The 26,190-nt window shown below is 71.1% G+C and carries 20 protein-coding genes and 1 tRNA gene; 19 read left to right on the top strand and 2 right to left on the bottom strand.

The window, feature by feature from the left end; genetic code table 11:
* Positions 1 to 77 precede the first annotated feature (77 nt).
* From topA to AC1ROW_RS07100, 15 genes are all read left to right on the top strand, one after another.
* Positions 78 to 2,945 carry a type I DNA topoisomerase gene (gene topA, locus AC1ROW_RS07170; RefSeq protein ID WP_493018142.1) on the top strand — a complete coding sequence of 956 codons (2,868 nt, stop codon included), beginning with the start codon at positions 78 to 80 and terminating at the stop codon, positions 2,943 to 2,945.
* Positions 2,942 to 3,571, top strand: coding sequence for a dTMP kinase (gene tmk / locus AC1ROW_RS07165; protein WP_493018141.1), 630 nt, complete (start codon positions 2,942 to 2,944; stop codon positions 3,569 to 3,571). The genes topA and tmk overlap by 4 nt, the downstream gene beginning before the upstream one ends.
* Positions 3,572 to 3,633: 62 nt before the next feature.
* A complete protein-coding gene (locus tag AC1ROW_RS07160) occupies positions 3,634 to 4,824 on the top strand; it encodes a DNA polymerase III subunit delta' (RefSeq protein WP_493018140.1) in 1,191 nt (396 codons plus the stop codon).
* Complete coding sequence (locus AC1ROW_RS07155; RefSeq protein ID WP_493018139.1) at positions 4,821 to 6,377, top strand: alpha/beta hydrolase; 1,557 nt, start codon at positions 4,821 to 4,823, stop codon at positions 6,375 to 6,377. Before AC1ROW_RS07160 ends, AC1ROW_RS07155 begins: the two co-directional genes overlap by 4 nt.
* 74 nt (positions 6,378 to 6,451) lie before the next feature.
* Complete coding sequence (locus AC1ROW_RS07150) at positions 6,452 to 7,147, top strand: TetR family transcriptional regulator (protein WP_493018138.1); 696 nt, start codon at positions 6,452 to 6,454, stop codon at positions 7,145 to 7,147.
* 89 nt (positions 7,148 to 7,236) lie between these two features.
* Positions 7,237 to 7,312: transfer RNA gene (locus tag AC1ROW_RS07145), tRNA-Thr, on the top strand.
* A 123-nt stretch (positions 7,313 to 7,435) separates the two neighbouring features.
* Positions 7,436 to 9,076: a D-alanyl-D-alanine carboxypeptidase/D-alanyl-D-alanine-endopeptidase gene (locus tag AC1ROW_RS07140; protein ID WP_493018137.1), complete on the top strand. Its 1,641-nt coding sequence runs from the start codon at positions 7,436 to 7,438 to the stop codon at positions 9,074 to 9,076.
* 47 nt (positions 9,077 to 9,123) lie between these two features.
* Positions 9,124 to 9,696 (top strand): isochorismatase family protein, encoded by a 573-nt coding sequence (locus tag AC1ROW_RS07135; RefSeq protein WP_493018136.1) that lies wholly within the window; start codon positions 9,124 to 9,126, stop codon positions 9,694 to 9,696.
* Positions 9,697 to 9,877: 181 nt separating this feature from the next.
* Positions 9,878 to 12,049: an MMPL family transporter gene (locus AC1ROW_RS07130; RefSeq protein WP_493018135.1), complete on the top strand. Its 2,172-nt coding sequence runs from the start codon at positions 9,878 to 9,880 to the stop codon at positions 12,047 to 12,049.
* 93 nt (positions 12,050 to 12,142) lie between these two features.
* The gene (locus AC1ROW_RS07125; RefSeq protein ID WP_493018134.1) at positions 12,143 to 12,928 is read left to right on the top strand and encodes a thiamine pyrophosphate-dependent enzyme; all 786 of its coding nucleotides are present in this window, start codon (positions 12,143 to 12,145) and stop codon (positions 12,926 to 12,928) included.
* A gap of 29 nt (positions 12,929 to 12,957) precedes the next feature.
* Positions 12,958 to 13,683, top strand: coding sequence for an alpha/beta fold hydrolase (locus tag AC1ROW_RS07120; protein WP_493018133.1), 726 nt, complete (start codon positions 12,958 to 12,960; stop codon positions 13,681 to 13,683).
* Positions 13,684 to 13,734: 51 nt separating this feature from the next.
* A complete protein-coding gene (locus AC1ROW_RS07115) occupies positions 13,735 to 14,196 on the top strand; it encodes an Lrp/AsnC family transcriptional regulator (RefSeq protein WP_493018132.1) in 462 nt (153 codons plus the stop codon).
* 53 nt (positions 14,197 to 14,249) lie between these two features.
* A complete protein-coding gene (locus AC1ROW_RS07110; RefSeq protein WP_493018131.1) occupies positions 14,250 to 15,713 on the top strand; it encodes an NAD-dependent succinate-semialdehyde dehydrogenase in 1,464 nt (487 codons plus the stop codon).
* Between the two features lie 71 nt (positions 15,714 to 15,784).
* The gene (locus AC1ROW_RS07105) at positions 15,785 to 16,969 is read left to right on the top strand and encodes a thiolase family protein (protein ID WP_493018130.1); all 1,185 of its coding nucleotides are present in this window, start codon (positions 15,785 to 15,787) and stop codon (positions 16,967 to 16,969) included.
* A gap of 120 nt (positions 16,970 to 17,089) precedes the next feature.
* Entirely contained in the window at positions 17,090 to 17,869 is a 780-nt protein-coding gene (locus AC1ROW_RS07100; RefSeq protein ID WP_493018129.1) for a 3-hydroxyacyl-CoA dehydrogenase, read from the top strand.
* Between the two features lie 28 nt (positions 17,870 to 17,897).
* On the opposite strand, the gene AC1ROW_RS07095 is transcribed toward AC1ROW_RS07100, so the two are convergent.
* Positions 17,898 to 19,355, bottom strand: coding sequence for a helix-turn-helix domain-containing protein (locus AC1ROW_RS07095; RefSeq protein WP_493018128.1), 1,458 nt, complete (start codon positions 19,353 to 19,355; stop codon positions 17,898 to 17,900).
* Positions 19,356 to 19,532: 177 nt separating this feature from the next.
* On the opposite strand from AC1ROW_RS07095, the gene AC1ROW_RS07090 reads away from it, so the two are divergent.
* The gene (locus AC1ROW_RS07090; RefSeq protein WP_493018376.1) at positions 19,533 to 21,395 is read left to right on the top strand and encodes a phosphoenolpyruvate carboxykinase (GTP); all 1,863 of its coding nucleotides are present in this window, start codon (positions 19,533 to 19,535) and stop codon (positions 21,393 to 21,395) included.
* An 82-nt stretch (positions 21,396 to 21,477) separates the two neighbouring features.
* Here the strand turns inward: AC1ROW_RS07090 and AC1ROW_RS07085 are convergent, their stop codons facing one another.
* Complete coding sequence (locus AC1ROW_RS07085) at positions 21,478 to 23,436, bottom strand: ABC transporter ATP-binding protein (protein WP_493018126.1); 1,959 nt, start codon at positions 23,434 to 23,436, stop codon at positions 21,478 to 21,480.
* Between the two features lie 109 nt (positions 23,437 to 23,545).
* Here AC1ROW_RS07085 and AC1ROW_RS07080 point away from each other — a divergent pair, with 109 nt between their 5' ends.
* The 3 genes from AC1ROW_RS07080 to AC1ROW_RS07070 are packed head-to-tail and all read left to right on the top strand — an operon-like array spanning position 23,546 to position 26,141.
* Positions 23,546 to 24,472, top strand: coding sequence for an ABC transporter ATP-binding protein (locus tag AC1ROW_RS07080; protein ID WP_493018125.1), 927 nt, complete (start codon positions 23,546 to 23,548; stop codon positions 24,470 to 24,472).
* Positions 24,469 to 25,314 (top strand): ABC transporter permease, encoded by an 846-nt coding sequence (locus AC1ROW_RS07075; protein ID WP_493018124.1) that lies wholly within the window; start codon positions 24,469 to 24,471, stop codon positions 25,312 to 25,314. Before AC1ROW_RS07080 ends, AC1ROW_RS07075 begins: the two co-directional genes overlap by 4 nt.
* A complete protein-coding gene (locus tag AC1ROW_RS07070) occupies positions 25,311 to 26,141 on the top strand; it encodes an ABC transporter permease (RefSeq protein WP_493018123.1) in 831 nt (276 codons plus the stop codon). Before AC1ROW_RS07075 ends, AC1ROW_RS07070 begins: the two co-directional genes overlap by 4 nt.
* Positions 26,142 to 26,190 lie beyond the last annotated feature (49 nt).

Genomic DNA, 26,190 nt, shown 5'->3' with positions numbered 1-26,190 from the left:
TCTGCGCGGCGCTCGGGGGAGCGCGCTTCGGACCAGTGAGGTCCCTGCGAACACAGTTGCTATATAAGAGGAGTCAAGTGCCTGGCACGAAGAAGCTCGTCATCGTCGAGTCGCCGAACAAGGTGAAGTCCATCGCCCAGTACCTCGGCGAGGGCTACGAGGTGATGGCATCCGTCGGACACGTCCGCGACTTGATCGAGCCCAAGAACCTTCCTCCGGAGCTGAAGAAGGGGTCGCTCGGCAAGTTCTCCGTCGACGTCGAGAACGAGTTCGCTCCCTACTACGTGGTCTCCGACCAGAAGAAGAAGACCGTCGCCGACCTCAAGCGCGCCCTCAAAGACGCCGACGAACTCCTGCTCGCCACTGATGAGGACCGCGAAGGGGAGGCCATCGCCTGGCACCTGGTCGAGGTCCTCAAGCCCAAGGTCCCGGTCAAGCGGATGGTGTTCCACGAGATCACCCGCGAGGCCATCGAGAAGGCGCGCGACAACACCCGCGACATCGACACCGCCCTGGTCGACGCGCAGGAGACCCGGCGCATCCTCGACCGGCTGTACGGCTACGAGGTGTCGCCGGTGCTGTGGCGCAAGGTCGGCCCCGGGCTCTCCGCCGGTCGCGTCCAGTCCGCGGCGACCCGACTCGTGGTCGACCGCGAGCGCGAGCGGCTCGCGTTCGTCGCCGCTTCCTACTGGGGCCTCACCGCCCAGCTCCTCCCGGAGGGCGCCTCGGCGTTCGAGGCGCGGCTCGCGCGCCTCGACGGCGAGCGCGTCGCGACCGGCCGCGACTTCGACGACCACGGCCGGCTGACCTCCGGCGCCACCATCCTCGACGAGACCGCCGCGCAGGCGCTCGCCGACGCCGTGCGGCAGCAGAGCACGGACGTGACGGTCGCGAAGGTCGACTCGAAGCCCTACTCGCGTCGCCCCGCCGCGCCGTTCACGACCTCCACGATGCAGCAGGAGGCCGCCCGCAAGCTGCGCTTCTCCGCCCGGCAGACGATGAGCGTCGCCCAGACCCTCTACGAGAACGGGTACATCACCTATATGCGCACCGACTCCGCGTCGCTGTCGCAGCAGGCCACCAACGCGGCGCGCGCCCAGGCGGCGAAGCTGTATGGCCCGGAGACCGTGCCGGACAAGCCCCGCGTCTACGCCTCCAAGAGCAAGAACGCGCAGGAGGCGCACGAGGCGATCCGCCCCGCGGGCGAGGTCTTCCGCACGCCCGCCGAACTCGAGAAGTCCCTGCGCGGTCCCGAGCTGCGGCTCTACGACCTGATCTGGAAGCGGACCGTTGCCTCCCAGATGGCCGACGCCAAGGGCCAGACGGCTTCGGTCACGGTCGAGGCGCGGATCGGCGAAGGCGAGCTCGCCGGCACGGTCGCCGAATTCACCGCGAGCGGAACGGTGATCACCTTCCGCGGCTTCCTCAACGCCTACGAGGAGGGCCGCGACGAGGAGCGCAATGCCGACGCGAGCGGCGACGCCAAGCTGCCGCCGCTCACCCAGGGCCAGACCCTCGGGGTCCAGGACGTCGCGGCGGACGGCCACGAGACCACCCCGCCGCCGCGTTACACCGAGGCGAGCCTCGTTAAGTCGCTGGAGGAGCTCGGCATCGGGCGTCCGTCGACGTTCGCGAGCATCATCTCCACGATCATCGACCGCGGCTACGTCACGCAGCGCGGGCAGGCGCTCGTGCCGAGCTGGGTCGCGTTCTCCGTGGTGCGTCTCCTGGAGGACTACTTCGGCGACCTCGTGCAGTACGACTTCACGGCCGAGATGGAGGACGACCTCGACCGCATCGCCGACGGCGAGGCCGAGCGCGTCGACTGGCTGAACAGCTTCTACTTCGGCAGCGACAAGCACAAGGGCCTGCGCCGCGTGATCGACAACCTCGGCGAGATCGACGCGCGCAGCATCAACTCGATCGCGATCGACGACGGCGTGACGCTGCGCATCGGCAAGTACGGCCCCTATCTGGAGGTGCAGGAGCCCGGCGCCGCCGAGGACGCAACGCCGCGCCGCGTCAACCTCCCGCCGGAGCTCGCGCCCGACGAGCTCACGCCCGCGAAGGCCAAGGAGCTCATCGAGGCGCCGGTCCAGACCGACCGCGAGCTCGGCACCAACCCGGAGAGCGGCAAGCTCGTCCTGGCCAAGGACGGCCGTTTCGGGCCCTACGTGACCGAGGCGGACCCGGAGCCGGAGCCCGAGGTGGACCCGCAGACCGGCGAGGTCGTCGAGCCGAAGAAGACCGCGAAGAAGGCGGCGGCCAAGCCGCGCACGGCCTCCCTGTTCAAGTCGATGGACCTCTCCACGATCGACCTCGACACCGCGCTGCGTCTGCTCGACCTGCCGCGCACCGTCGGAGCCGACCCGGAGACCGGCGCCGAGATCCAGGCGGCGAACGGCCGCTACGGCCCGTACCTGAAGAAGGGCACGGACACCCGTTCGCTGCCGAGCGAGGACGACATCTTCGGGATCGACCTGGCCGGCGCGCTCGAGCTCTTCGCGCAGCCGAAGTACGGCAACCGCCGGGCCTCCAGCGCACTCAAGGAGTTCGAGGCCGACCCGGTCAGCGGCAAGCCGATCAAGATCAAGGACGGCCGGTTCGGCGCGTACGTGACCGACGGCGAGACGAACGCGACCATCCCGCGGGGTGAGACCGTGGATGAGGTCGACTTCGCCCGTGCCGTGCAGCTGCTCGCGGACAAGCGCGCGAAGGGACCGGCCAAGAAGCCGGCCGCGAAGCGCGCGACCTCCCGCGCGAGCACGGCGAAGAAGACGACGACGGCGAAGACCACGGCGGCGAAGACGAGCTCGGCCAAGACGACGGCCGCGAAGACAACGGCTGCCAAGACCACCGCCGCCAAAACGACCGCCGCGAAGGCGAAGGCCGCACCCAAGACCGGCGCGTCGACCCGCGCGGCGGCGAAGAAGTCCGCCGAGTGAGCGACTCGCACCCCGGCCTGTTCATCACCCTGGAGGGCGGCGACGGCGTCGGGAAGTCGACGCAGGCCGCGCTGCTCGAAGAGTGGCTGCGCGAGCGCGGCCGGACCGTCCTGCGTACCAGGGAGCCCGGTGGCACCGCGGCCGGGGTGGAGATCCGCGAGATCGTCCTCCACCACCGCGGCGACATCGCGCCGCGCGCGGAGGCCCTGCTCTACGCCGCGGACCGCGCCCACCACATCGCGACGGTCGTCCGACCGGCCCTGGAGCGCGGCGACGTCGTCGTGCAGGACCGCTACATCGACTCGTCCGTCGCCTACCAGGGCGCCGGCCGCGTGCTCGACGCCGGCCAGGTGCGCGACCTGTCGCTCTGGGCCGCCGAAGGCCTGCTCCCCGACCTGACGATCCTCCTCGACCTCGACGAGACGGCGGCGCGCGCCCGGCTGGACACCTCGCGCACGCGCTACGACCGGCTGGAGGCCGAGCGCTCCGAGTTCCACGCGCGCGTCCGCGCCGCGTACCTCGGGCTCGCCGAGGCGGAGCCGGAGCGGTTCCTCGTGGTGGACGCCGCCCTCCCCGTCGAGGAGATCGCCGCCGACATCCGCCGCCGGCTGGAGGACCGCGTCTGACCACCGCACCAGGCGCCGCCGCCGTACCCGCGCTGTCCGCCGTGCCCGCTAGCCTGGAACGCATGGCGGTGTGGGACGACCTGACGGGTCAGGACGAGGCGATCGCCGTCGTCCGTTCCGCCGCCGAGGCGGCCACCGCGTCCGGTCCCGCCGCCGACGCGGCGCGCGGCATGACGCACTCGTGGCTGATCACCGGCCCTCCCGGGTCCGGCCGCTCCAACCTCGCCTACGCGTTCGCCACCGCCCTGCTCAGTCCAGGCGACCCGGAGGGCGACCTCGCCACCCGGCGCCAGGTGGAGGCCCGCACGCATCCCGACCTCGCCGTCCTCAGCACCGAGCGCGTCATCATCTCCATCGAGGAGGTCCGGTCGCTGGTCGCGAGCTCGCAGTTCGCGCCGTCCGTCGGCCGCTTCCGGGTGATGGTCATCGAGGACGCCGACCGGATGACCGAGCGCACCTCCAACGTGCTGCTCAAGGCGCTGGAGGAGCCGCCGGAGCGGACCGTCTGGATCCTCTGCGCGCCGAGCGACGCCGACCTGCTGCCGACCATCCGCTCGCGCGTGCGCACCGTGCGGCTCAAGGTCCCGGACGTCGCGGACGTCGCACGCCTGATCGAGCGCCGCGACGGCGTGGACAGCGCCACCGCCGAGCGTGCGGCGCGCCACGCGCAGAGCCACATCGGGATGGCGCACCGCCTCGCCACCAACGAGGAGGCCCGCCGCCGCCGCGCGCAGACGCTCGACCTCGCGCTCGGCATCCGCTCGGTCTCCGGCGCGGTGCTCGCCGCCGCCACACTGCTGGAGGTGGCCGGGGCGGACGCGAAGGCCATCACAGAGGAGCGCGACGCCGAGGAGCGGGAGCACGCCCTCCGCTCGCTCGGCATCGAGCCGGGCGGGGCGATCCCGCCCGCGCTGCGCGGCCAGCTCCGCCAGCTCGAGGAGGACCAGAAGCGCCGCGCCACCCGCAGCCTGCGCGACGGGATCGACCGCATCCTCACCGACCTCCTCTCGCTGTACCGCGATGTGATGATGCTGCAGCTCGGCAGCGGCAGCGATCTGGTGAACGTCGAGCTGGGCGATCGGCTGACCGCTCTCAGCGCGCACACGAGTCCTGCGGCTACGCTCGCCGCGATGGACGCCGTCACGACAGCCCGCGAGCGGATCGACGGCAACGTCGCTCCCGCCCTGGCCCTGGAGGCCATGCTCACGACGATCCTTCGCGGCGGCGCCGCGCGAAAGGGGACAGACCTGTGACCACCCGAGAGGGCCATCCGGCCCGCCGGCGGGCCGCTCGCACCGTCTTCGTCGCGATCGCGGCCGTCGTCGCGCTGACGCTGACCGGCTGCGTCACCTGGTTCATCCCTGCGAAGACGTCCACGACCTCGACGCCGGCGCCCGAGAAGGTCGCCGCCGCGCTGAAGCCGTTCTATGAGCAGCGGCTGGTCTGGTCCGACTGCGCCAGCGGCAAGCAGTGCGCGACCGCCACGGTGCCGCTCACCTGGAGCGACCCTTCCGCCGGTCAGGTCTCCCTGGCGCTGATCCGCCAGCAGGCGAAGGGCGACAAGCAGGGCTCTCTCCTGGTCAACCCCGGCGGCCCGGGCGGTTCCGGGTACGACTTCGTCAAGGACTCGGTCGACTACGCGACCGACAAGACACTGCAGAGCCATTTCGACATCGTGGGCTTCGACCCGCGCGGAGTCGGCCGCTCCACCGCGGTGAAGTGCTACGACGCGAAGCAGATGGACGACTACCTCTACGGGATCACGCCGGGACAGCGCGGGTCCGACCAGTGGCTGGCGGAGAACACCGCCATCTCCCAGCAGTTCGGCGCCGCGTGCGCCAAGAACACCGGATCGCTGCTCGGCCACGTCGACACGGTGAGCGCGGCGCGGGACCTCGACCTCCTGCGTGCGGTGCTCGGGGACACGAAGCTCAACTACCTCGGCTACTCGTACGGCACCTACCTGGGCGCCGTGTACGCCGACCTCTACCCGGGCAGGACCGGGCGGCTCGTCCTGGACGGCGCGCTCGACCCGGCGGCGAGCAACGACGAGGTCACCAAGGTGCAGGCGGTGGGCTTCGAGAGCGCCCTGCGTGCCTACCTGAAGAAGTGCCTCACGCAGAAGGACTGCCCGTTCACCGGCACGGTGGACGACGGGATGAAGACCATCTCCGAGTTGCTGGCCTCGGTGGAACGCAGCCCGATCCGCAACTCGGACGGCCGCGAACTCGGCGCCAACACGCTCGTCACGGCGATCATCTACCCGCTCTACGACGCGACCGCGTGGTCGTATCTGAGCAGCATGTTCGCGGACGTGATGAAGGGCAAAGCCTCCGTCGCGTTCACCCTGGCCGACGGCTACAACAGCCGCAACAGCGACGGCACCTACTCGGACAACTCGACCGAGGCGTTCACCGCGATCAACTGCCTCGACTACAGCTACAACGCCGACCCCGCCGCCATGCGGGCGCAGGCGGCCGCGCTCGCGGTCGCGGCGCCCGTGATCGGGCCGTACATGGCCTACGGTGACATCGGCTGCGCGACCTGGCCGGACAAGACCACCGTGCAGCGCGGCCCGATCGCGGCGAAGGGCTCCGCGCCCATCCTCGTCGTGGGCACCACGAACGACCCGGCCACGCCGTACGTGTGGGCGAAGAACCTGGCGTCCGAGCTGGAGAACGGCCACCTGCTCACCTACAAGGGTGAGGGCCACACCGCGTACAACAAGTCGAACTCGTGCGTGAACAACACGGTGGACGACTTCCTGGTGAGCGGAACCGTCCCGCCCAGCGGCAAGACCTGCTGACGCTGGTCGTCTCACGCCGACACACTTGGGGCAGTCAGTGGTGCAATTTTGCAGACGGTGAAATAATCGAACGCGTGACTGTAGAGATCGGGACGGCGGAGGGCGAGCTGGGCCTCCGTGAGCGCAAGCGCATCGCGACGAGACGCGCGATCCAGCTCGCCGCGCTCGAACTGGCGAGCGAACGCGGGTTCGACCATGTCACGGTCGACGAGATCAGCCACGCGGCGAACGTCTCGCCGCGCACCTTCTTCAACTACTTCCCCTCGAAGGAGTCCGCGATCATCGGCGAGCTCCCTGAGCTCCCGGACGAGGCCAGCATCGAGCGCTTCATCGAGGCGGGGCCGGCCGAGCCGATCCTCGACGGGTTGGGCCGCCTCCTCATCGTCGCGATCGAGACGGGCGACCTCGACGGCGAGCTCGACGGCGGCCACGCGGGGGAGAACGCCGCCAGCGCGAAGGAGCTGCACGCCCTCCGCCGCGCGCTCCTGAAGGGAAATCCGGAGCTGTTCGCGCAGCGGATGGCGAGCATGCACAAGTTCGAGGATGCGCTGAGCGCCGTGGTGCAGCGCCGCCTGGCGCACGACGATCCGGCCCTCGCGGCCGACGAGGAGGCCCTGCACCAACGCGCGCGCCTGGTCACCTACGTGGCGTTCGCCGGCATGCGGCACGCCTGGTCCTGCTGGGCCGACCACGGCGGTGTCGAGCCGCTCGCGGACCGCCTCCGCAGCTCGTTCGCGCAGCTCCAGTCCCTCGGCGGCCAGCTCCACTGAGCCGGGCGTGCGGCCCGCGGCCGTGGTTGAGAGCACCCCGCCGAATCGGGTAAGCTATCTGACTGTGCCCGGGCGCGAAGCCCGGCCACGCCGCCCTAGCTCAGTCGGCAGAGCATCTCACTCGTAATGAGAAGGTCAAGGGTTCGATTCCCTTGGGCGGCTCCACTGGTACCCCCGGTCAGCGGCAGTCCTGACTCGGGGGTTTTTCTGTCCTGCGGGAGCCGTCGGTCGCCCCTGCTGATCCCGGCGCGGATTGGCGCTCCCAGCGAAGCCCGGTACGATACCCGGATGCGCGAACCGGACCAGCGCGACTCCGGTGCATCCGACAGCACCGAGTCTGAATCGACGAACCCCCCGACCACCCTCCTCCCCACCGGGGACTCCTCTGCGACGAGTGAGCCGGGCAGTGGAGCGACCCCATCGGGCCGGCGTTCCGCCGGAGTGACGGGTTCGGGGGCTGCCGTCTCCGGCGCGCTCGCCGGCGCCGTCGCGGGGGTGCTCACCGCCATCCGCACGCATCCGAAGGCCTGGATCGCCGCCGGCGCCGCCGTCGCGTTCGTGCTCCTCGGCACCGGGAGCGTGGCCCTCGGCGCGACGGTCGGTTCCGCGCCGGCCGGGGCCGCGGCCGCTGCGCCTCCGACCCACTCCGCGGTCCGAACGCCCAGTGCCACGCCGACCCCCACTCCCACCGCCGACCCGACGCGGCCCGTCCCCGCCACACAGCCGGCAGCCAGCCGGGTCCGCACCTGCTCTGTCGCGTCCCTCGCCCGGGACGGCCGGCTCGGCAACCTGGAGGCCCAGGTCGTCAACGCCAAGACCGGTCAGGTGCTGTTCGACCGCGACGGCGGCAAGCCCGGCCCGACCGCATCGGTGCTCAAGACGCTCACCTCCGCCGCGGCGCTCGCGACGCTCGGCCCCGACTACCGCGTGCAGACCACGGTCGTCGCCGGCAGCGTCCCCGGCCAGGTCGTCCTCGTCGGCGGCGGCGACGTGACGCTGTCGCGCCTGCCGGGAGGCCAGGGCGCCTTCTACACGAACGCGCCGTCCATCCAGGATCTCGCCACCCAGACCAAGCAGGCGCTCGGCGGCCAGCCGGTGACCTCGATCGTGGTCGACACGTCGCTGTTCGGCGGCCCGCTGTGGCAGCCGAGCTGGGACGAGCACGAGGAGCGCGTGGTCGAGGGCTCGACGCCGTACATGTCCGCGCTGATGGTGGACGGCGACCGGGACAACCCCGGCGCGGTCGAGTCGCCGCGCAGCACCGACCCGACCGGCCGCGCGGTGCAGTACTTCCAGCAGTACCTCGGCACGAACGTGCCGGTGACCTCCGGGACTGCCCCGGCGGGCGCCCGGCAGCTCGCGGTGGTGAAATCCCAGCCGGTGACGACCCTGATCGACCAGGCGATGACCTACTCGGACAACACGATCATGGAGGAGCTGGCCCGGCTCGTCGCCATCAAGAGCGGCGCGGGGAACACCTTCGCCGCCGAGAACGCGGGGGTGCTGGCCGGGCTGAAGGGTTACGGCATCGACACCACCGGCATCCACATCGCCGACGGCTCCGGGCTCAGTGCCGACAACGCCGTCCCGCCGTCGTACCTGACTCAGCTCTTCATCAAGGTGCTCAACCGGCAGAACGGGCTCGGCGTGGTCTACGACGGGCTGCCGATCTCCGGCCGGACCGGGACGCTCGGGCCGGGCTACAGCCGGTTCACCGGGTCGAGCTCGGTCGCGGACGGCGCGGTGCACGCGAAGACCGGCTGGATCAACAACGGATATACGCTCTCCGGCATCATCGACGCGGCCGACGGATCCCAGCTCACCTTCGCTGTGTACGCGCTCGGTCCGGTGAGCGACAATGCCAAGCAGGCGATCGACGCGCTGACGGCCGGCTTCTACACCTGTGGGGACAACCTCACCAACGGGTGAGCCGGGCATCGGGCGCGCAGACGGACAGGCGAGCAGGGGAGGCCGCGATGGGCAAGGCGCTTTTCATCATCGACGTGCAGAACGACTTCACCGAGGGCGGCGCGCTCGGCGTCGACGGGGGAGCGGCGGTGGCGGCGGCCATCACCGAGCACCTGCGCGCGCACGCCGACGAGTACACGATCATCCTCGCCAGCCGCGACTGGCACGACCGCGACAACGACAACGGCGGGCACTTCGCGACGGACGCCGAGCCCGATTTCGTGAATACCTGGCCCGTGCACTGCGTCGCGGGCACGAACGGCGCGGACTATCATCCCGCGCTCGACACGTCCCGCGTGGGCTATCACATCCGCAAGGGACAGGGAGTCCCGGCGTACTCGATCTTCGAGGGCCGCACCGAGGCGGGCTCGTCGGTCCACAACCTCCTCGACGAGCACGGGATCGACACCGTCGACGTGGTGGGGATCGCGACCGACTACTGCGTGCGGGCTTCGGCGCTGGACGCGCTGAACCACGGCCAGCGGGTGCGAGTGCTGACCGGCCTGGTCGCGGGCGTCGCGCCGGAGTCGTCGGAGGCGGCCCTCGCCGAGCTCGCCCACGCCGGCGCCGAACTCGCCTGACCCGGACTCTCGCCTCGCCCACCCCTCGCCCCCGCCCATCCCTCGCCCCGCCGAGTACGCGGATATTCAGGCGAAAACCGCCGAGTGCGCAGATTATCGACGTACTCGGCGGTTACCCTGCCGAATACGCACTATGCTGATTGCTAGCTTGGTTAGGTAATCGAGCGGAGGCGAGGGTGAGATGTCGGGCAAACCGTCGGTGTGGCTGCGGGTGGGGGTGCCGACGGTGCTCATTCTGGTCTGGCTGGTGCTGGCCGGCCTCGGAGGCCCGACCTTCGGCAAGCTCTCCGGGGTGTCGAGCAACGATCAGGCCGCGTTCCTGCCGGCCAGCGCCGAATCCACCGAGGTGCAGGACTGGCAGAAGCGGTTCACGGACGCGCAGGCGCTACCGGCGATCGTCGTCATCCAGTCCGACTCGACCATCCCACCCAGCGAGCTCGCCTCGTACGCCGCCCTCGGCGCGAAGCTCGGCGAGGTGCCGGGCGTGCAGGCGCCGGAGTCCGGGCAGAGCACGAGCGTCGCCGGGCCGATCCCCTCCCAGGACGGCCGCGCGGTCGAGTTCATCGTCCCCATCACTGACCAGAACAACGTGAAGACCGTCGTCGCCGACCTGCGCAGTGTGCTGAAGAGCGAGCTGCCCGCCGGGACGCAGGGCTGGGTCACGGGGCCAGGCGGTCTGACCGCCGACCTGGTGAACGCTTTCGGCGGCATCGACGGCATCCTGCTGTTCGTCGCGGTCGGCGCGGTGTTCGTGATCCTGCTGCTGGTGTACCGGGCGCTGCTCCTGCCGTTCCTGGTGCTGCTCACCTCGGTGTTCGCGCTGTGCGCGGCGATCCTCGTCGTCTACCTCTTCGCGCTCTGGGGCTGGATCAAGCTCAGCGGACAGAGCCAGGGCATCCTGTCCATCCTGGTGATCGGCGCGGCCACCGACTACTCGCTGCTGCTCGTCGCCCGCTACCGGGAGGCACTGGAGCAGGACAAGTCGCGCTGGACGGCGATCGTGAAGGCGTGGCGCGCGGCGTTCGAGCCCATCCTGGCCTCCGGCGCGACCGTCATCCTGGCGCTGCTGTGCCTGCTGTTCTCCGACCTCAATTCGAACAAGAGCCTCGGCCCGATCGCCGCCATCGGGATCGTCTTCTCGCTGCTGTCCGCGCTGACGCTGCTGCCGACCCTGCTCGCGGTGTTCGGGCGTGCGGCGTTCTGGCCGTTCCGGCCGAAGTATGCGGGCGACCGGCACGAGCACGAGCACAAGCACGAGGTGACCGAGCGCGTCGCCGGACTCGAGGGCATCCGCGGCGTCTGGCGCCGCGTCGGCCACCTGATCGCGCACCGGCCGCGCGTGACCTGGATCGTGTCGTTCGTGCTGCTGGTCGTGTGCGCGTTCGGACTCACCGGGCTGAAGGCGAACGGCGTCGAGCAGACCGCGCTGGTGCTCTCGCAGTCGGACGCCGTCGACGGTCAGAAGGTGCTCGCGAAGCACTTCGACGCCGGGTCGGGTGCGCCGGTGCTCATCGTGGCGAAGGAGGCCGACGCGGACGCCGTGCTCGCCGCCGCGAAGAAGAACGACGGCATCTCCACCGCGACCCTGTACGCCGGCAACGTGCGGCCGAGCGGGCCGGGGGAGAGCGCGCCGGGTCCGGTCGTGAAGGACGGCCGGGTCCTCATCCAGGCCACCCTGAAGGCGCAGCCCGACTCGTCCGCGGCCGAGCAGGTGGTCCGCGACCTGCGCCGCGACCTCCCGCAGGCGGGTTCCGGCGTGCTCGTCGGCGGCGTCACCGCGATCGCGCTCGACACCAACGACACCGCGCAGAGCGACCTGCTGCGGATCATCCCGATCGTGCTGCTGGTGATCCTGCTCGTGTTGATGCTGCTGCTGCGCTCGATCCTGGCGCCGGTGCTGCTGATCGGCAGCGTCGTGCTGTCGTACGCCGCGGCGCTCGGCGTCTCGGCCCTGGTGTTCGACCATCTATTCCGCTTCCCGGGAGCCGACGCGAGCGTGCCGTTGTTCGGCTTCGTGTTCCTGGTCGCCCTCGGCGTGGACTACAACATCTTCCTGATGACGCGCGTGCGGGAGGAGTCGCTGCGGCTCGGCACCCGGCCGGGCATCCTCCGCGGGCTCGGGATGACCGGCAGCGTCATCACATCGGCCGGCGTGGTGCTGGCGGCGACCTTCGCGGCCCTCGCGGTCATCCCGATCCTGTTCCTGGTGCAGATCGCTTTCATCGTCGCGTTCGGGGTGCTGCTCGACACGGTGCTGGTGCGCTCCCTGCTCGTGCCGGCGGTGTCGTACGACGTGGGGCGGGCGATCTGGTGGCCCTCGAAGCTGTGGCGGACGCCCGGGCAGTCTGTATAGCGGGAGGCCGCCGACCGCTGCTCGGATGAGCAGGATGCTCGCCCCGTCGCCGACTCGTTGCCGCCTCTTCACCTGTCGGTCAGAGTGGCATCCATGACCCCCACGATCCTCGAGCCGGTCCTCGGCGCGTCGATCGGCGGAGCGGGCGCCGACGCCGCCGCACTGCTCCGCCGGCTCTACCGGACCCTGGCGACCGTCCGGCGCCTCGATCGCGAAGCGGTGGCGCTGCGCGGCCACGGCGTCCTCCCCGGCTACCTCGACTCCCGCGGCCGGGAGGCGGTGCAGGTGGGCGCCGCGCTCGCCCTGCAGACCGCGCGCGACCGCGCCTTCCCGACCGCCCACGAGCCAGGGATGGCGATCGCCCTCGGAGCCGACCCCGCGGCCGTGCTGCGCGCCGGGCCCGGTGACGCCGTCGAGGGGCCGGTGACCCACGCCGTCGGCTGGGCGCTCTGCGCCAAGCTCGACCGCACCGGGGGCTGCGCCCTCACCACGCTCGGCACGGGCGCCGGGTCGGCCGCGGAACTGCGCACCGCGGTGACGACGGCACGCGCGTCCGCTCTTCCCGTGGTCTTCCTGTCCAGCTCCGGCCGCACCGAAGGGGCCGGGATGCCCGTCCTGCTGGTCGATGGCGCCGACGCGCTCGCCGTCCACGACGCCGCCGTGAAGGCGCTCGAACTCGCGCGGTCGGGTGCGGGGCCCGTCCTCATCGACGCCGTCCTCCCCGGCCCGACCGCGTGGCCCGCCCGCGATCCGCTCGTGGTCTGCGAGCAGCGCCTGCGCGTCACCGGGACCGTGGATGACGGCTTCTTCGCCGAGGTCGCCGACACCGCGGACGCGCTCGCCGACCGGCTGCGCGCCCGGCTCACCGTCGGAGCCTGAACCCGGCCGCGATCGGCGAGGATGGGACCATGCGCATCCACGTCGAACGCCATCCCGGAGCCGATCCCGTCCTGCTGATCCACGGCTTCGCGACCACCGGCGCGCTCACCTGGGAGGCCACCGGCTGGGTCGCCGCGCTCGCCGAGGCCGGCCGCGGCGCGCTCGTCCCCGACCTGCGCGGCCACGGTGCGTCCGACGCGCCGCATGACCCCGCGGCCTACTCGCCCGCCCTGCTCGCGGAGGACCTGCTGACCGTGCTGGACGAGCAGGGCCTCGACCGCGTCGACGTCGTGGGGTACTCGATGGGGAGCTGGGTGGCCCTGGCGCTCGTCGGCCGGGCGCCGGGGCGCGTTCGCCGCCTCGTCGTCGGCGGCGTCGGCACCGTCGAGCAATTCGCCCACTGGGGCGTGGAGGCCGTGCGGCAGGCGATCCTGGAGGGCGCGGACACGCTTCCCGCCGACGCCCCGCTCGCCCCGCTCCTGACCTCCCTGCGCGAGGCCCCCGGCGTCGATCGCGAGGCGCTCGCCGCCTGCGCGACGGGGATGGCGCAGCATCCGCTGCCGCTGGCCTCCACCGTGCCGACCCTCGTGGTGGCGGGCGACGCCGACCCGGTCGCCCAGGACGCCGACCAGGCCGCCCGGCTGCTCGGCGCCGAGCTGGTGCTGCTGCCGCGCCGCAACCACATCACGGCACTCAGTGCCCGCGCATTCAAGCAGGCTGCGCTTCCCTTCCTGGGAGCTTCGGTCAGCCTGTAGGCGACGCGGCCGCCGGGTCGTACGATGTGCGAGGAGCGAAGGAGTGCCCGCATGATCGACAGGCTGGACGCCGACCTCATCGCGCTGCTCACGGAGGAGCCCCGGCTCGGCGTCTTCGAGGCGTCCAGGAGGCTCGGCGTCGCACGCGGCACGGTGCAGGCCCGGCTCGACCGCCTCCAGCGCACGGGCGTGATCAAGGACTTCGCGCCGACGATCGACAGCCTGCGGCTCGGCTTCCCCGTTACTGCGTTCGTCACCGCGGAGATCACGCAAAGCGACCTCTCCGTGGTCGACCACCTGCGCGGCATCCCGGAGGTGCTGGAGGTGCACACCGTGACCGGGGCCGGGGATCTGCTGATCCGGGTGGTCGCCCGCTCGAACGCCGACCTGCAGCGGGTGATCAGCGACATCCTCAGCGAGCCGGGCATCAGCCGCACCTCCACGGTGATCGCGCTGGAGACCACCATCGAGCACCGCAGCGTGCCGCTGGTGGAGTCGGCGGTGGAGGACTGAACGCGCGACGCGGAACCGACACGATACGAGACGACACGAGACGAGGAACGACGATGGATGAGAAGACCCTGCTGGAGCGCGTGCCCGACCGCCTGTTCATCGGGGGCGAGTGGCTGCCCGGCTCGAACGGCACCCTGAAGGTGTACGACCCCGCCACCGGCGACCTCATCCGCGAGATCGCGGACGCCTCGGTGGAGGACGGCACCCGCGCCCTAGACGCCGCGGTGGCCGCGCAAGACGCCTGGGCCGCGACGCCTCCCCGCACCCGCGGCGAGATCCTGCGCCGCGCGTTCGACCTGCTGCAGGAGCGCCGCGACGAGTTCGCGCTGCTGATGACGCTGGAGATGGGCAAGCCGCTGGCGGAGGCCAACGGGGAGGTCACCTACGGCGGCGAGTTCCTGCGCTGGTTTTCCGAAGAGGCGGTGCGCATCGCCGGCCGTTACGCGACCAATCCCGAAGGCACCGGACGCATGATCGTGTCGCAGCACCCGGTCGGGCCGTGCTTCCTGATCACGCCGTGGAACTTCCCGCTCGCGATGGCGACCCGGAAGATCGCGCCGGCGCTCGCCGCGGGGTGCACCGTGGTCGTGAAGCCGGCCGAGCTGACCCCGCTCACGACGCTGTACTTCGCCCGCCTCCTGGAGGACGCGGGCCTCCCCGCCGGCGTGCTCAACGTCATCACGACCTCCACGTCGGGGAAGGTGTCGGCGCCGATCATCGCCGACCCGCGGCTGCGTAAGCTCTCCTTCACCGGTTCCACGGAGGTGGGCAGGAAACTGCTGCAGCAGGCGTCGGTAAACGTCCTGCGCACCTCGATGGAGCTCGGCGGCAACGCCCCGTTCGTCGTGTTCGACGACGCCGACCTCGACCGGGCGGTGGACGGCGCGATGCTCGCGAAGTTCCGCAACATCGGGGAGGCCTGCACGGCCGCCAACCGGTTCATCGTGCACGAGGATGTCGCGGACGAGTTCGCCCGCCGGGTCGCCGACCGCGTGAAGGCGATGAAGATCGGCCGCGGCACGGAGGACGGCGTCACGATCGGCCCGCTCATCAACGAGGACGCCGTCGAGAAGGCCGCAGAGCTCCTGGAGGACGCGGTCGCGCGCGGCGCCACGGTGCTCGCGGGCGGCTCGCGGGTCTCCGGGACCGGCACCTTCTTCGAGCCCACCGTCGTCACCGACGTGCGCGCCGGCAGCGAGATCCTCCGGCAGGAGATCTTCGGCCCGGTGCTGTCGATCGTCCGCTTCCGCGACGAGGACGAGGCAGTGCGGATCGCCAACGACACCGAGTTCGGGCTGGTGTCGTACGTCTTCACGAAGGACCTCGCGCGCGGCCAGCGCATGATCGAGCGGCTGCAGACCGGGATGATGGGGCTGAACGTCGGCGTCGTGTCCAACGCGGCCGCGCCGTTCGGCGGCGTGAAGCAGTCGGGGCTGGGGCGCGAGGGAGGCCTGGAGGGCATCCACGAGTACCTCAGCACGAAGTACACGCTGACGCCCGACCCGTTCCGCGTCTGAGCCTGACCGACCCACCCCGAGCCGACCCATCAACCGAGCCGACCCATCAGCCCGAGCCGAGGAGCGCACCCATGGCCACCGAAGCCGTCATCGTCGATGTCGTCCGCACCCCCTCCGGGCGCGGCAAGCCGGGCGGCGAGCTGTCCGACATCCATCCGGCCGACCTCCTGGCCGGCGTGCTGGCCGAGATCGCGCACCGCAACGGGGTCGATCCCGCCCTCGTGGACGACGTCATCGCCGGCTGCGTCACCCAGGCCGGGGAGCAGGCGGGCAACATCGCGCGCACCGCACTGCTGAGCGCCGGCTTCCCCGAGAGCGTCCCCGGCGTCACGATCGACCGGCAGTGCGGGTCCAGCCAGCAGGCCGCCGCGTTCGCCGCGCAGGGCGTGATCGCGGGGGCGTACGACATCGTGATCGCCTGCGGGGTGGAGTCGATGAGCCGCGCTCCGATGGGCTCCAACCTCGGCGGCGCCTCCCTCGGCGGCGAGCTTCTGCACGCCCGCTACCCGGAGGGCCTGGTGAATCAGGGCGTCGCGGCCGAGCTGATCGCCGAGCGCTGGGGCTTCTCCCGTGAGGAGCTGGACGCCTTCGCGGCCGAGTCGCACCGCCGCGCGGCCGAGGCAGCGGCCTCTGGAGCGTTCGAGAGCGAACTCGTGCCCGTGCCCACGCCGGACAGCGGCAGCGTCACGGCGGACGAGACCATCCGGCCGGGGACGACCGTGGAGAAGCTGGCCGCGCTGTCGCCGTCGTTCCGCACCGACCGGCTCGCCGCGCGTTTCCCGCAGCTCGACTGGCGGATCACGCCGGGCAACTCGTCGCCGCTGACCGACGGCGCCTCGGCCGCGCTGATCATGAGCGCGGAGGCCGCGGCGCGGCTCGGGCTGCGGCCGCGGGCGCGCTTCCACTCGTTCGCCGTGGCGGGCAGCGACCCGCTGTTCATGCTCACCGGAATCCTCCCCGCGACCCGCAAGCTGCTCGACCGCAGCGGCGTGAAGCTGGAGGACATCGCCGCGTACGAGGTCAACGAGGCGTTCGCCCCGGTGCCGCTGCTGTGGCTGCGCGAGTTCGGCGCCGACCCGGCGCGGCTGAACCCGCGGGGCGGCGCGATCGCGCTGGGCCACGCGCTCGGCTCCTCCGGCACACGGCTGCTCGGCACGCTTCTCAACGAGCTGGAGGCCTCCGGCGGCCGGTTCGGCCTGCAGACCATGTGCGAGGGCGGCGGCACCGCCAACGCCACCCTCATCGAACGCCTCTAACCCGCTCCACCCGCCCCCACCCGCCCCCCGACCCCAACCGCCGAGTACGCCCGAATTCAGCCAGATTCCGTCGAGTACGTCGAATATCCGCGTACTCGGCGGCCGGAGAAAGGATCCCCCATGCAGATCGACGGATGTTCGGCGCTCGTCACCGGCGGCGCCAGCGGACTCGGCAACGCGACCGCCCGGGCGCTCACGGAGGCCGGCGCCCGCGTCGTCATCCTGGACCTGCCGAGCTCGGAGGGCGAGAAGGCCGCCGTCGCGCTCGGTCCGCACGCCCGGTTCGTCGCCGCGGACGTCACCGACGAGGAGCAGGTGCAGGCCGCCGTGGACACCGCGAGCTCCCTCGGCCCCTTGCGGATCGTGGTCAACTGCGCCGGCATCGCGACGGCCCAGAAGGTCATCGGCCGCGACGGCGTGCTCCCGCTGGAGAGCTTCGAGCGCGTCATCCGGGTCAACCTGATCGGCACGTTCAACGTGGTGCGCCTCGCCGCCGTCGCGATGGCGGAGACCGAGCCGGTTGGCGAGGCCATCCCGGGTGGTCAGGAGCGGGGCGTCATCGTCAACACCGCCTCGGTCGCCGCGTTCGACGGCCAGATCGGCCAGCCCGCCTACTCCGCGTCGAAGGGCGGCGTCGCCGCGATGACGCTGCCGCTCGCCCGCGAGTTCGCCCGCAGCCTGATCCGCGTCGTCACCATCGCGCCCGGCATCTTCGAGACGCCGATGATGGCCGGACTGCCGCAGGCCGCGCAGGACTCCCTGGCGGCCCAGGTGCCGCACCCGTCCCGCCTCGGCCGCCCCGCGGAGTACGCGCAGCTCGTGCGCTCCATCGTGGAGAACCCCATGCTCAACGGCGAGACCATCCGCCTCGACGGCGCCATCCGGATGCAGCCGAAGTAACCCCGATCCGCCACGAATGTCGCGGGGCTTAGGCGCCGGAGTGGGATTCGAGGAACGTGTAGACGTCGGAGTCGTCGACGCCGGGGAACGACCCCGACGGGAGCGGTGAGAGGATGTGCGCGTGGAGGCGCGCGCTCGGCCACGCCTTGCCTGCCCAGTGCCCGGTCAGCTCGGCCGCCGGCCGCTTGCAGCACGACTCGTCCGGGCAGCGGGACTCGGCGCGCGCCGTCGTCTCCCGGCCGCGGAACCACTTCGCCTGGTCGAACGGCACGCCGACGCTGATCGAGTAACCGCCGTCGGCCGTGCTGCCGGTCTGCGTCGAGCACCAGTACGTCCCGGCGGGCGTGTCCGTGTACTGGTAGAACTCCGTCGTGCGGTTGGTGCGTGCGAACGCGTTGCGGGCGCCCCACTTGCGGCAGACGACCTGGCCCTCGATCGAGCCGGTGACGTCGGTGGGCAGCGGCAGGCCGTCGTTCTCGTAGCCCTTGTAGAGCGTGCCGTCGTCGCCGACGCGGAGGAAGTGCAGCGGCATGTCCAGGTGCCGGGTCGCCAGGTTGGTCAGGCGCAGCGCCGCCGCCTCGTGCGTGACGCCGAAGGCGTCGCGGAAGTCCTCGACGGCGAGGTCCTTCTCCTTCTTCGCCTGCTGCAGGAACGCCACGGCCGCGGCCTCCGGCATCAGCGCGCACGCCGCGAAGTAGTTGATCTCCAGGCGCTGCCGCAGGAAGTCCGCGTAGCTCGACGGTCGCTCGTGGCCGAGCAGACGGTGCGCCATCGCCTGCAATGCCATCGAGCGGAGGCCGTGGCCTCCCGGGATGGAGGCCGGCGGCAGGTAGATGCGGCCGTTCTCCAGGTCGGTGATCGAGCGGGTGGAGCGCGGGAGGTCATCCACGTAGATGAGTTCGAAGCCGAGCTGCTCGGCCATGACGCTGACCTCGCGGTGGGTGAGAGCGCCGCGGACATGGCCGGACGCGCGCACGCGCTCCTCGGCGAGCACCTCGATGTCGGGGATGTAGTTGTTCTCCCCGCGCATCCGCTCGCGCAGCTCGGTGTTCGCGCGGCGGGCCTCCTCGGGCGTCGCGATCGCCTCGCTGGCGCGGCGCGCGAGCTCGCGGTGCAGGCCGACCAGGGCCTCCAGCGTCTCGGTCGGCGTGCCCTTGGTCGGCTTGACGGCGGGGAGGCCGAGCGAGCCGTAGAGCGAGCCCTTCTGGGCGCGGGACAGCTCGATCTCGAGCGCCGCGCGTGCGTCCGGCGGCTCGGCGGACAGCAGCTCGGCCAGCGGGACTCCGAGCGCGGCGGCCAGTGTGCCGAGCAGGGAGACGCGCGGCTCGCGCTTGCCGTTCTCGATCAGCGAGAGCTGGCTCGCGGCGACCCCGGCGGCGGCGCCGAGCTCGTCCAGGGTCAGGCCGCGCTGCGTGCGGAAATGCCGGATGCGGTGGCCGAGGGTGGCGACGTCGGCGGTCGCCGGTTCGGTGGCGAGGGAGTCCATGCCTTCACAATAGCGAAAGAATCGCGATTCTTTACCCGGGAATTGTCGCCCGGGGCTATGAATTCTGTTCGATCCTGGATCCACGCCCCGATCTTTCCGAACGAGAGGACCGACGGAATGTCCATCGCCGAGCTCCCGCTGACCGACCAGGCACACGATGCCGACGCAGCAGACGAGATGCGCGTCTACCAGGCCACCAGCACCATCGCCGAGAGCGCGAACGCCGCCGCCCCCTCGACTCCCGCACCTTCCGGCCTCGCCGGCCTCCGCGCCTGGGTCGCCGAGATCGCCGAACTCACCGAGCCCGAGAGCATCGTCTGGTGCGACGGAACGCCGGGGGAGGCCGACCGGCTGACCAAGCAGCTCGTCGCCGAGGGCAAGCTCATCCGGTTGAACCCGGAGTGGCGCCCGAACAGCTTCCTGGCGCGCACCGACCCGGGCGATGTCGCCCGTGTCGAGGACCGCACCTTCATCTGCTCCGTCAACGAGGAGGACGCCGGCCCGACCAACAACTGGCGCGAGCCGGAGGCCATGCGCTCCGAGCTGCGCGGGGTCTTCGCCGGCAGCATGCGCGGCCGCACGATGTACGTCGTCCCGTTCTCGATGGGTCCGCTCGGCGGCCCCATCTCGCAGGTCGGCGTCGAGTTGACCGACTCCGCGTACGTCGCGGTCAGCATGGCGCTGATGACCCGCGTCACCGACCGGGTGCTCGACCTCATCGACGCCGGCCAGCCCTGGGTGCCGACCGTGCACAGCGTCGGCGCCCCGCTGATCGACGACGCCGGGGTGCGTCACGAGGACGTGACCTGGCCGTGCAACGAGACCAAGTACATCGTCCAGTTCCCGGAGACCCGCGAGGTCTGGTCCTACGGCTCCGGCTACGGCGGCAACGCCATCCTGGCCAAGAAGTGCTTCGCGCTGCGGATCGCGTCGGCGATGGCGCGCGACGAGGGCTGGCTGGCCGAGCACATGCTGCTCGTCAAGGTCACCTCGCCCGAGGGTCGCGCCTTCCACTTCGCGGCGGCGTTCCCGTCCGCGTGCGGCAAGACGAACCTCGCCATGCTCAGGCCGACCATCCCGGGCTGGAAGGTCGAGACCATCGGAGACGACATCGCCTGGCTCCGGCAGGGCTCTGACGGGAGGCTGCGCGCCATCAACCCCGAGGCCGGCTTCTTCGGCGTCGCGCCGGGGACGGGCGAGCTCACCAACAAGACCGCGGTCGACACGCTCTGGGGCAACACGATCTTCACCAACGTGGCGCTCCGCGACGACGGCGACGTGTGGTGGGAGGGCCTCACCGAGACCCCGCCCGAGCACCTCATCGACTGGCAGGGCAACGACTGGACGCCCGAGAGCGGCCGCCCGGCGGCGCACCCGAACTCCCGCTTCACCGTCGCCGCGGCCCAGTGCCCGGCGATCGCTGACGACTGGGACGCGGTCGACGGCGTGCCGATCGACGCCATCCTGTTCGGCGGCCGCCGCGCGACCAATGTGCCGCTCGTGGCGCAGACCAGGGACTGGAAGCACGGTGTGTTCATCGGCGCGACCATCTCGTCGGAGAAGACGGCCGCCGCCGAGGGCACGGTCGGCGAGCTGCGCCGCGACCCGTTCGCGATGCTGCCGTTCTGCGGCTACAACATGGCCGACTACTGGGGCCATTGGCTCGAGGTGGGCGAGAAGCTCGGCTCGAACGCGCCGGCGGTGTTCCAGGTGAACTGGTTCCGCAAGGGCGACGACGGCCGGTTCCTGTGGCCCGGGTTCGGCGAGAACTCGCGCGTCATCGAGTGGATCGCCCGCAGGGTGGAGGGCACGGCCGGCGCCGCCTCGACGCCGATCGGCCGCCTCCCGCTCGTGGAGGAGCTCGACCTGGACGGACTCGACCTCCCGGACGAGGACGTCGCCGAGCTCTTCGAGGTCGACCGCGACAGCTGGCTGGCCGAGTGCGACCTCACCGAGGAGTACTTCGACCAGTTCGGCGCGCACGTCCCCGCCGCCCTCCGGGCCGAGCTCGCCTCGCTCCGCTACCACCTCCACGCGTAGCAAACCGCCGAGTACGCAGATTGTCTGCGTACTCGGCGGTTTTTACTCGATTTTTCGCGTACTCGACGGTTTGAGGACCGGGTTAGACGAGGAGTTGGTGCTTGGCCAGGTCGCGGTAGAGGGGGGTGGACGCTACGAGTTCGGAGTGGGTTCCTACTCCTACTACGCGGCCGTGGTCGAGGACGACGATCTGGTCGCTGTCCACGACCGTGGAGAGCCGGTGCGCGATCACGAGGAGTGTGCGGTCCGCGGCGACGGCGTCGATGGCCTCCCGCATCAGCTGCTCGTTGCGGCCGTCGAGGCTGGAGGTCGACTCGTCCAGCAGAAGCACCGGGGGAGCGGCCAGCAGGGCGCGCGCGATCGCAAGGCGCTGGCGCTCGCCGCCGGAGAGCATGATGCCGTCCTCGCCGACCGGCGCGTCCAGACCGAGCTCGCTGCGCTCCAGCACCTCGGTCAGGTTGACCGCGTGGAGCACGTCCACGCACTGCTCGTCGGTCGCGTCCGGCGTCGCCAGCCGCAGGTTGTCGCGCAGCGAGCCCGCCAGCACCGGCGCGTCCTGCTCGACGTAGCCGATGTTGGAGCGCAGCGCGACCCGGTCGAGCATGCGGAGGTCCATCCCGCCGAACCGGACCTGCCCGGCCTCCGGGTCGTAGAACCGCTCGATGAGCGCCAGGATGGTCGACTTGCCCGCTCCGGACGGGCCGACCAGCGCCGTGCGCTTGCCGCGCGGCACCGTAAAGCTGACCCCGTGCAGCACCCCCCCGTGCGTCGCGGCGGGAGCGTTGCTGCCGATCCCCGCCGCGGCCTCCGCCTCGGCGACGACGTCCACGCCGCCGAGCGCGCCGAGGGCGATGCGCTCGGCGTCCGCGGGCGCAACCCCGGCGGGACTCGGCTCGTCCCGCTCCGGGTTCGACGGGTAGGCGAACTCCACGTCCACGAACTCGATCGCCGGCGCCTGCGGAGCGAGCCCCTCGTTCGCCGCTCCCGCGGTCATCCCCAGCGGCGCGATGTCGCGGTCGAACTGGTCCTCGGTCGGGAGGTCGAGGATCTCCTGGATGCGGCCGAGCGCGCCGAGCGCCGAGTTCACCGCGGTGATCGCGCCGAACGCCTGGCCGAGCGGCAGGATCATCATGAACAGGAAGAGGATGAACGCGACCAGGTTCGCGACCGTGATCGCCCCGCTGGCGACGCGGAACCCGCCGACGCCGAGCACGACGAGGAACGACACCTGCATCGCTATCCCGGCGACCGGGACGACGAGCGCGGAGATCCTGGCGACCTGGATGCCCATCCTCCACGCCCCGGTCGCGTCGGCGTCCACCGCCGCGATCTCCCGCTCCGTCGCGTTCGCCGCGCGGATCGTCCGCACCGAGCTGATCGCCCGCTCGACCGCCGCGGCGAGGTCGCCGACCTTGGTCTGCGCCTTCTGGCTGGCGACGCGGATGCGCCCCGACAGGAGCGTCACGACGACGATGGAGACCGCGACGACGAACACGGTCAGCCCGAGCAGCACCGGGTCGATGATGAGCATGGCGATGAGCGCGCCGATGAAGGTCAGCGCCCCGCCGATGGCCTCCACCAGACCCTGGGTGAGCACGGCGCGCAGCAGCGTGGTGTCCGAGCCGACACGCGACACCAGGTCGCCGGTGCGCCGGGTGTCGAACTCGCTGATCGGCAGCCGCAGCATGCGCGCGACCAGCTTGCGGCGCGACGACAGCACGACGCCTTCGCCCGTGCGCTGCAGCAGGTAGTGCTGGTAGCCCGAGATGAGCGCGGAGACCACGACGAGCGCGACGAGCCCCCAGACGATCCCGTTCAGCGGTTCGCCCTTGCCCACGATGGTGATCACCTGGCTGACCAGCAGCGGCTGCGCCAGGCTCGCGGCGGCGCCGAGCACGCTCAGCACGACGACGAACGAGAGCACACCGCGGTGCTCGAGCAGGTAGGGGAGGAGCTGTCTGAACCGCGCGCGCGGTCCGCTGTCCGGCTCCCGCCGCGCGAAGGGCGAACGGCGGCGTGGAGCGGCGGTGTCGGTACTCATGGGATTCCTTCGACAGGAGTTCGGGATGCTGCTTCGACCGTACTTCCTGCGGGCTTCCGGTTTGCTGACACCGGGTGAATGTCCGCGGTCCGGGCTACAGTGCTGAACTATGCCGACGTCCGTCATCACCGCCGCCGACCTCGTCAAGAAGTACAAGGACTTCCCCGCGGTCGACGGCATCAGCTTCGAAGTCGAGGCGGGGGAGTCGTTCGGTCTCCTCGGCCCGAACGGCGCCGGCAAGTCGACGACCATGCGGATGATCGGCGCGGTGTCGACGCGCACCGCGGGCGAGCTGAGCATCCTCGGGCTCGACCCGGACAAGTACGGACCGGAGATCCGGTCGCAGCTCGGCGTGGTGCCGCAGTCCGACAACCTCGACACCGAGCTCCGGGTGCGCGACAACCTCATCGTCTACGGGCGCTACTTCGGCCTCCCGTCCGCGCGGGTGCGGAAGCGCGCCGACGAGCTGCTGGCGTTCGCGCAGCTGGAGGACAAGGCGAAGGCGAAGGTCGATGACCTCTCCGGCGGCATGAAGCGCCGGCTCACCATCGCGCGGGCGCTCATCAACGACCCGCGCATCCTGCTGCTGGACGAGCCGACCACCGGTCTCGACCCGCAGGCCCGGCACATCCTCTGGGACCGGCTGTTCCGGCTCAAGGAGCAAGGCACCACGCTGGTGCTCACGACGCACTACATGGACGAGGCCGAGCAGCTCTGCGACCGGCTCGTCGTGGTCGACAAGGGCACGATCATGGCCGAGGGGACCCCGGCATCGCTCATCCGGCAGTACTCGACCCGGGAGGTGCTGGAGGTCCGCTTCGGCTCCGAGCGCAACGCCGAGGTCGCGCCGCGGCTGGAGCGCATCGGGGAGCGCGTCGAGGTCCTGCCCGACCGCATCCTGGTCTACAGCGACGACGGGGAGGCCGAGCTCGCCCGGCTGACCGAGCGCGGCCTCCACCCGCTCACCAGCCTGGTGCGTCGGTCGAGCCTGGAGGACGTATTCCTGCGGCTGACCGGGCGGAGCCTGATCGAATGAGCGCAGCCACCTCCGTGGACGACGGCACGCGGGCCGCGCTCGCCGCCGCGGGACGGCCGCGCCGGTTCGGCGCCTGGTACGTCGCCGAGCACCGGTTCCGGGTGATGCGCTCGTACCTGCAGACGCTGCTGGTGACCGGCTTCGGCAACCCGTTCCTGTATCTGTTCGCGATGGGGGTGGGGCTCGGGAGCCTGGTCAGCGCCAACCTCGGCCCGACCGCCGTCAACGGCGTCAGCTACCTGGCGTTCGTCGCCCCCGCGCTGCTGTGCACGGCCGGCGTCACGGTCGCGAGCGAGGAGTTCACCTACCCGGTGATGCTCGGGTTCAAGTGGAATCCGACGTTCATCGGCATCAGTGCGTCCCCGATCGCGCCGGGGCAGATCATCGACGGCGTGGTCATCTCGGTGGTGGCGCGGCTGCTCGGCACGAGCGTCGTCTACTACCTCTTCATGCTGCTGTTCGGGGCGGTGCCGAGCCCCTGGGGCTGGCTCGCCATCCCGGCCGCCACGCTCGGCGGCCTGGCGTTCGGCGCTCCCGTCATGGCGTACGTCGCGACCCTGGAGCAGGACACCGGCCAGATCGCGATGCTGATGCGGTTCGTGCTGCTGCCGATGACGCTGTTCTCGGGGACCTTCTTCCCGCTCGCCGCCATGCCGGTCTACCTGCAATGGATCGGCTGGATCTCCCCGCTCTGGCACTCCACCGAGCTCGCGCGCGTGTTCGCCTATGGCTACGCCGAGCCGCTCTGGCTCACGATCGTGCACGTCCTGTACCTCGCGGCGCTGTTCGTCGTGTTCTGGCGCTGGGCGCGCCGCATCGCGGGACGGAGGCTGAACAAGTGACCACCACCCGCGACCCGCTCGTCGAGACCGCGCCCCGGTCGCGCCCGCTGCGCGCGCTCTACGCCGGCAACGCCCGCTCGGTGATGCAGCGCGGCTGGTCCGCGACCCGCAGCACGAACTGGCTGGTCATCGTCTCCGGTTTCTTCGAGCCGATCTTCTACCTGCTCTCGCTCGGCATCGGCTTCGGCAGGCTGGTCGGCGACGTCACCACGGCCGGCGGCCAGCAGGTGCCGTACGCGGCCTTCATCGCGCCGGCGCTGCTGGCGACGGCCGCGATGAACGGCGCGGTGTACGACTCCACCTGGAACGTGTTCTTCAAGATGCACTTCGCCAAGCTGTACGAGGGGATGCTGTCCACCTCCCTCGGACCGCTCGACGTCGCGCTCGGCGAGATCCTGCTGGCGCTGCTGCGCGGCGCCCTCTACGCGGTCGGCTTCATGATCGTCATGCAGGTGCTCGGCCTGAACCTGTCCTGGTGGGCGCTGCTCGCCCTGCCGGCGGTGCTGCTGATCGCGTTCGGCTTCGCCAGCTTCGGGATGGGCATCACGAGCTACATGAAGACCTTCCAGCAGATGGACTGGATCAACTTCATCCTGCTGCCGATGTTCCTGCTGTCGGCGACGTTCTACCCGATCACCGTCTACCCGGCCTGGATCCAGTCGATCATCATGGCGATGCCGCTCTGGCACGGCGTCGAGCTGGTGCGCGGGCTCACGACCGGGGCCGTCGGTCCGGGGATGCTGTGGCACGTGCTGTACTTCGCGGTGATGATCGCGCTCGGCCTGATCCTCACTACTCGCCGCCTTCGCGCCCTCTTCCTGGACTGAGCGAACACGCCGAAGGGCACCTCATTGATCGGCACGCACTTCGAGGTGC

This window comes from Leifsonia sp. GW821-FHT13C09 (assembly GCF_058806435.1).
This window is presented reverse-complemented; position numbering and strand designations above follow the sequence as displayed.

Excerpts from the sequence above, each read along its gene's own strand:
- AC1ROW_RS07085 (WP_493018126.1), bottom strand. The coding sequence starts at position 23,436 with ATGAGTACCGACACCGCCGCTCCACGCCGCCGTTCGCCCTTCGCGCGG.
- AC1ROW_RS07140 (WP_493018137.1), top strand. The coding sequence starts at position 7,436 with ATGCGCGAACCGGACCAGCGCGACTCCGGTGCATCCGACAGCACCGAG.
- AC1ROW_RS07130 (WP_493018135.1), top strand. The coding sequence starts at position 9,878 with ATGTCGGGCAAACCGTCGGTGTGGCTGCGGGTGGGGGTGCCGACGGTG.
- AC1ROW_RS07110 (WP_493018131.1), top strand. The coding sequence starts at position 14,250 with ATGGATGAGAAGACCCTGCTGGAGCGCGTGCCCGACCGCCTGTTCATC.
- AC1ROW_RS07120 (WP_493018133.1), top strand. The coding sequence starts at position 12,958 with ATGCGCATCCACGTCGAACGCCATCCCGGAGCCGATCCCGTCCTGCTG.
- AC1ROW_RS07105 (WP_493018130.1), top strand. The coding sequence starts at position 15,785 with ATGGCCACCGAAGCCGTCATCGTCGATGTCGTCCGCACCCCCTCCGGG.
- AC1ROW_RS07090 (WP_493018376.1), top strand. The coding sequence starts at position 19,533 with ATGCGCGTCTACCAGGCCACCAGCACCATCGCCGAGAGCGCGAACGCC.
- AC1ROW_RS07135 (WP_493018136.1), top strand. The coding sequence starts at position 9,124 with ATGGGCAAGGCGCTTTTCATCATCGACGTGCAGAACGACTTCACCGAG.
- AC1ROW_RS07160 (WP_493018140.1), top strand. The coding sequence starts at position 3,634 with ATGGCGGTGTGGGACGACCTGACGGGTCAGGACGAGGCGATCGCCGTC.
- AC1ROW_RS07075 (WP_493018124.1), top strand. The coding sequence starts at position 24,469 with ATGAGCGCAGCCACCTCCGTGGACGACGGCACGCGGGCCGCGCTCGCC.
- AC1ROW_RS07100 (WP_493018129.1), top strand. The coding sequence starts at position 17,090 with ATGCAGATCGACGGATGTTCGGCGCTCGTCACCGGCGGCGCCAGCGGA.
- AC1ROW_RS07115 (WP_493018132.1), top strand. The coding sequence starts at position 13,735 with ATGATCGACAGGCTGGACGCCGACCTCATCGCGCTGCTCACGGAGGAG.
- AC1ROW_RS07095 (WP_493018128.1), bottom strand. The coding sequence starts at position 19,355 with ATGGACTCCCTCGCCACCGAACCGGCGACCGCCGACGTCGCCACCCTC.
- AC1ROW_RS07080 (WP_493018125.1), top strand. The coding sequence starts at position 23,546 with ATGCCGACGTCCGTCATCACCGCCGCCGACCTCGTCAAGAAGTACAAG.
- AC1ROW_RS07125 (WP_493018134.1), top strand. The coding sequence starts at position 12,143 with ATGACCCCCACGATCCTCGAGCCGGTCCTCGGCGCGTCGATCGGCGGA.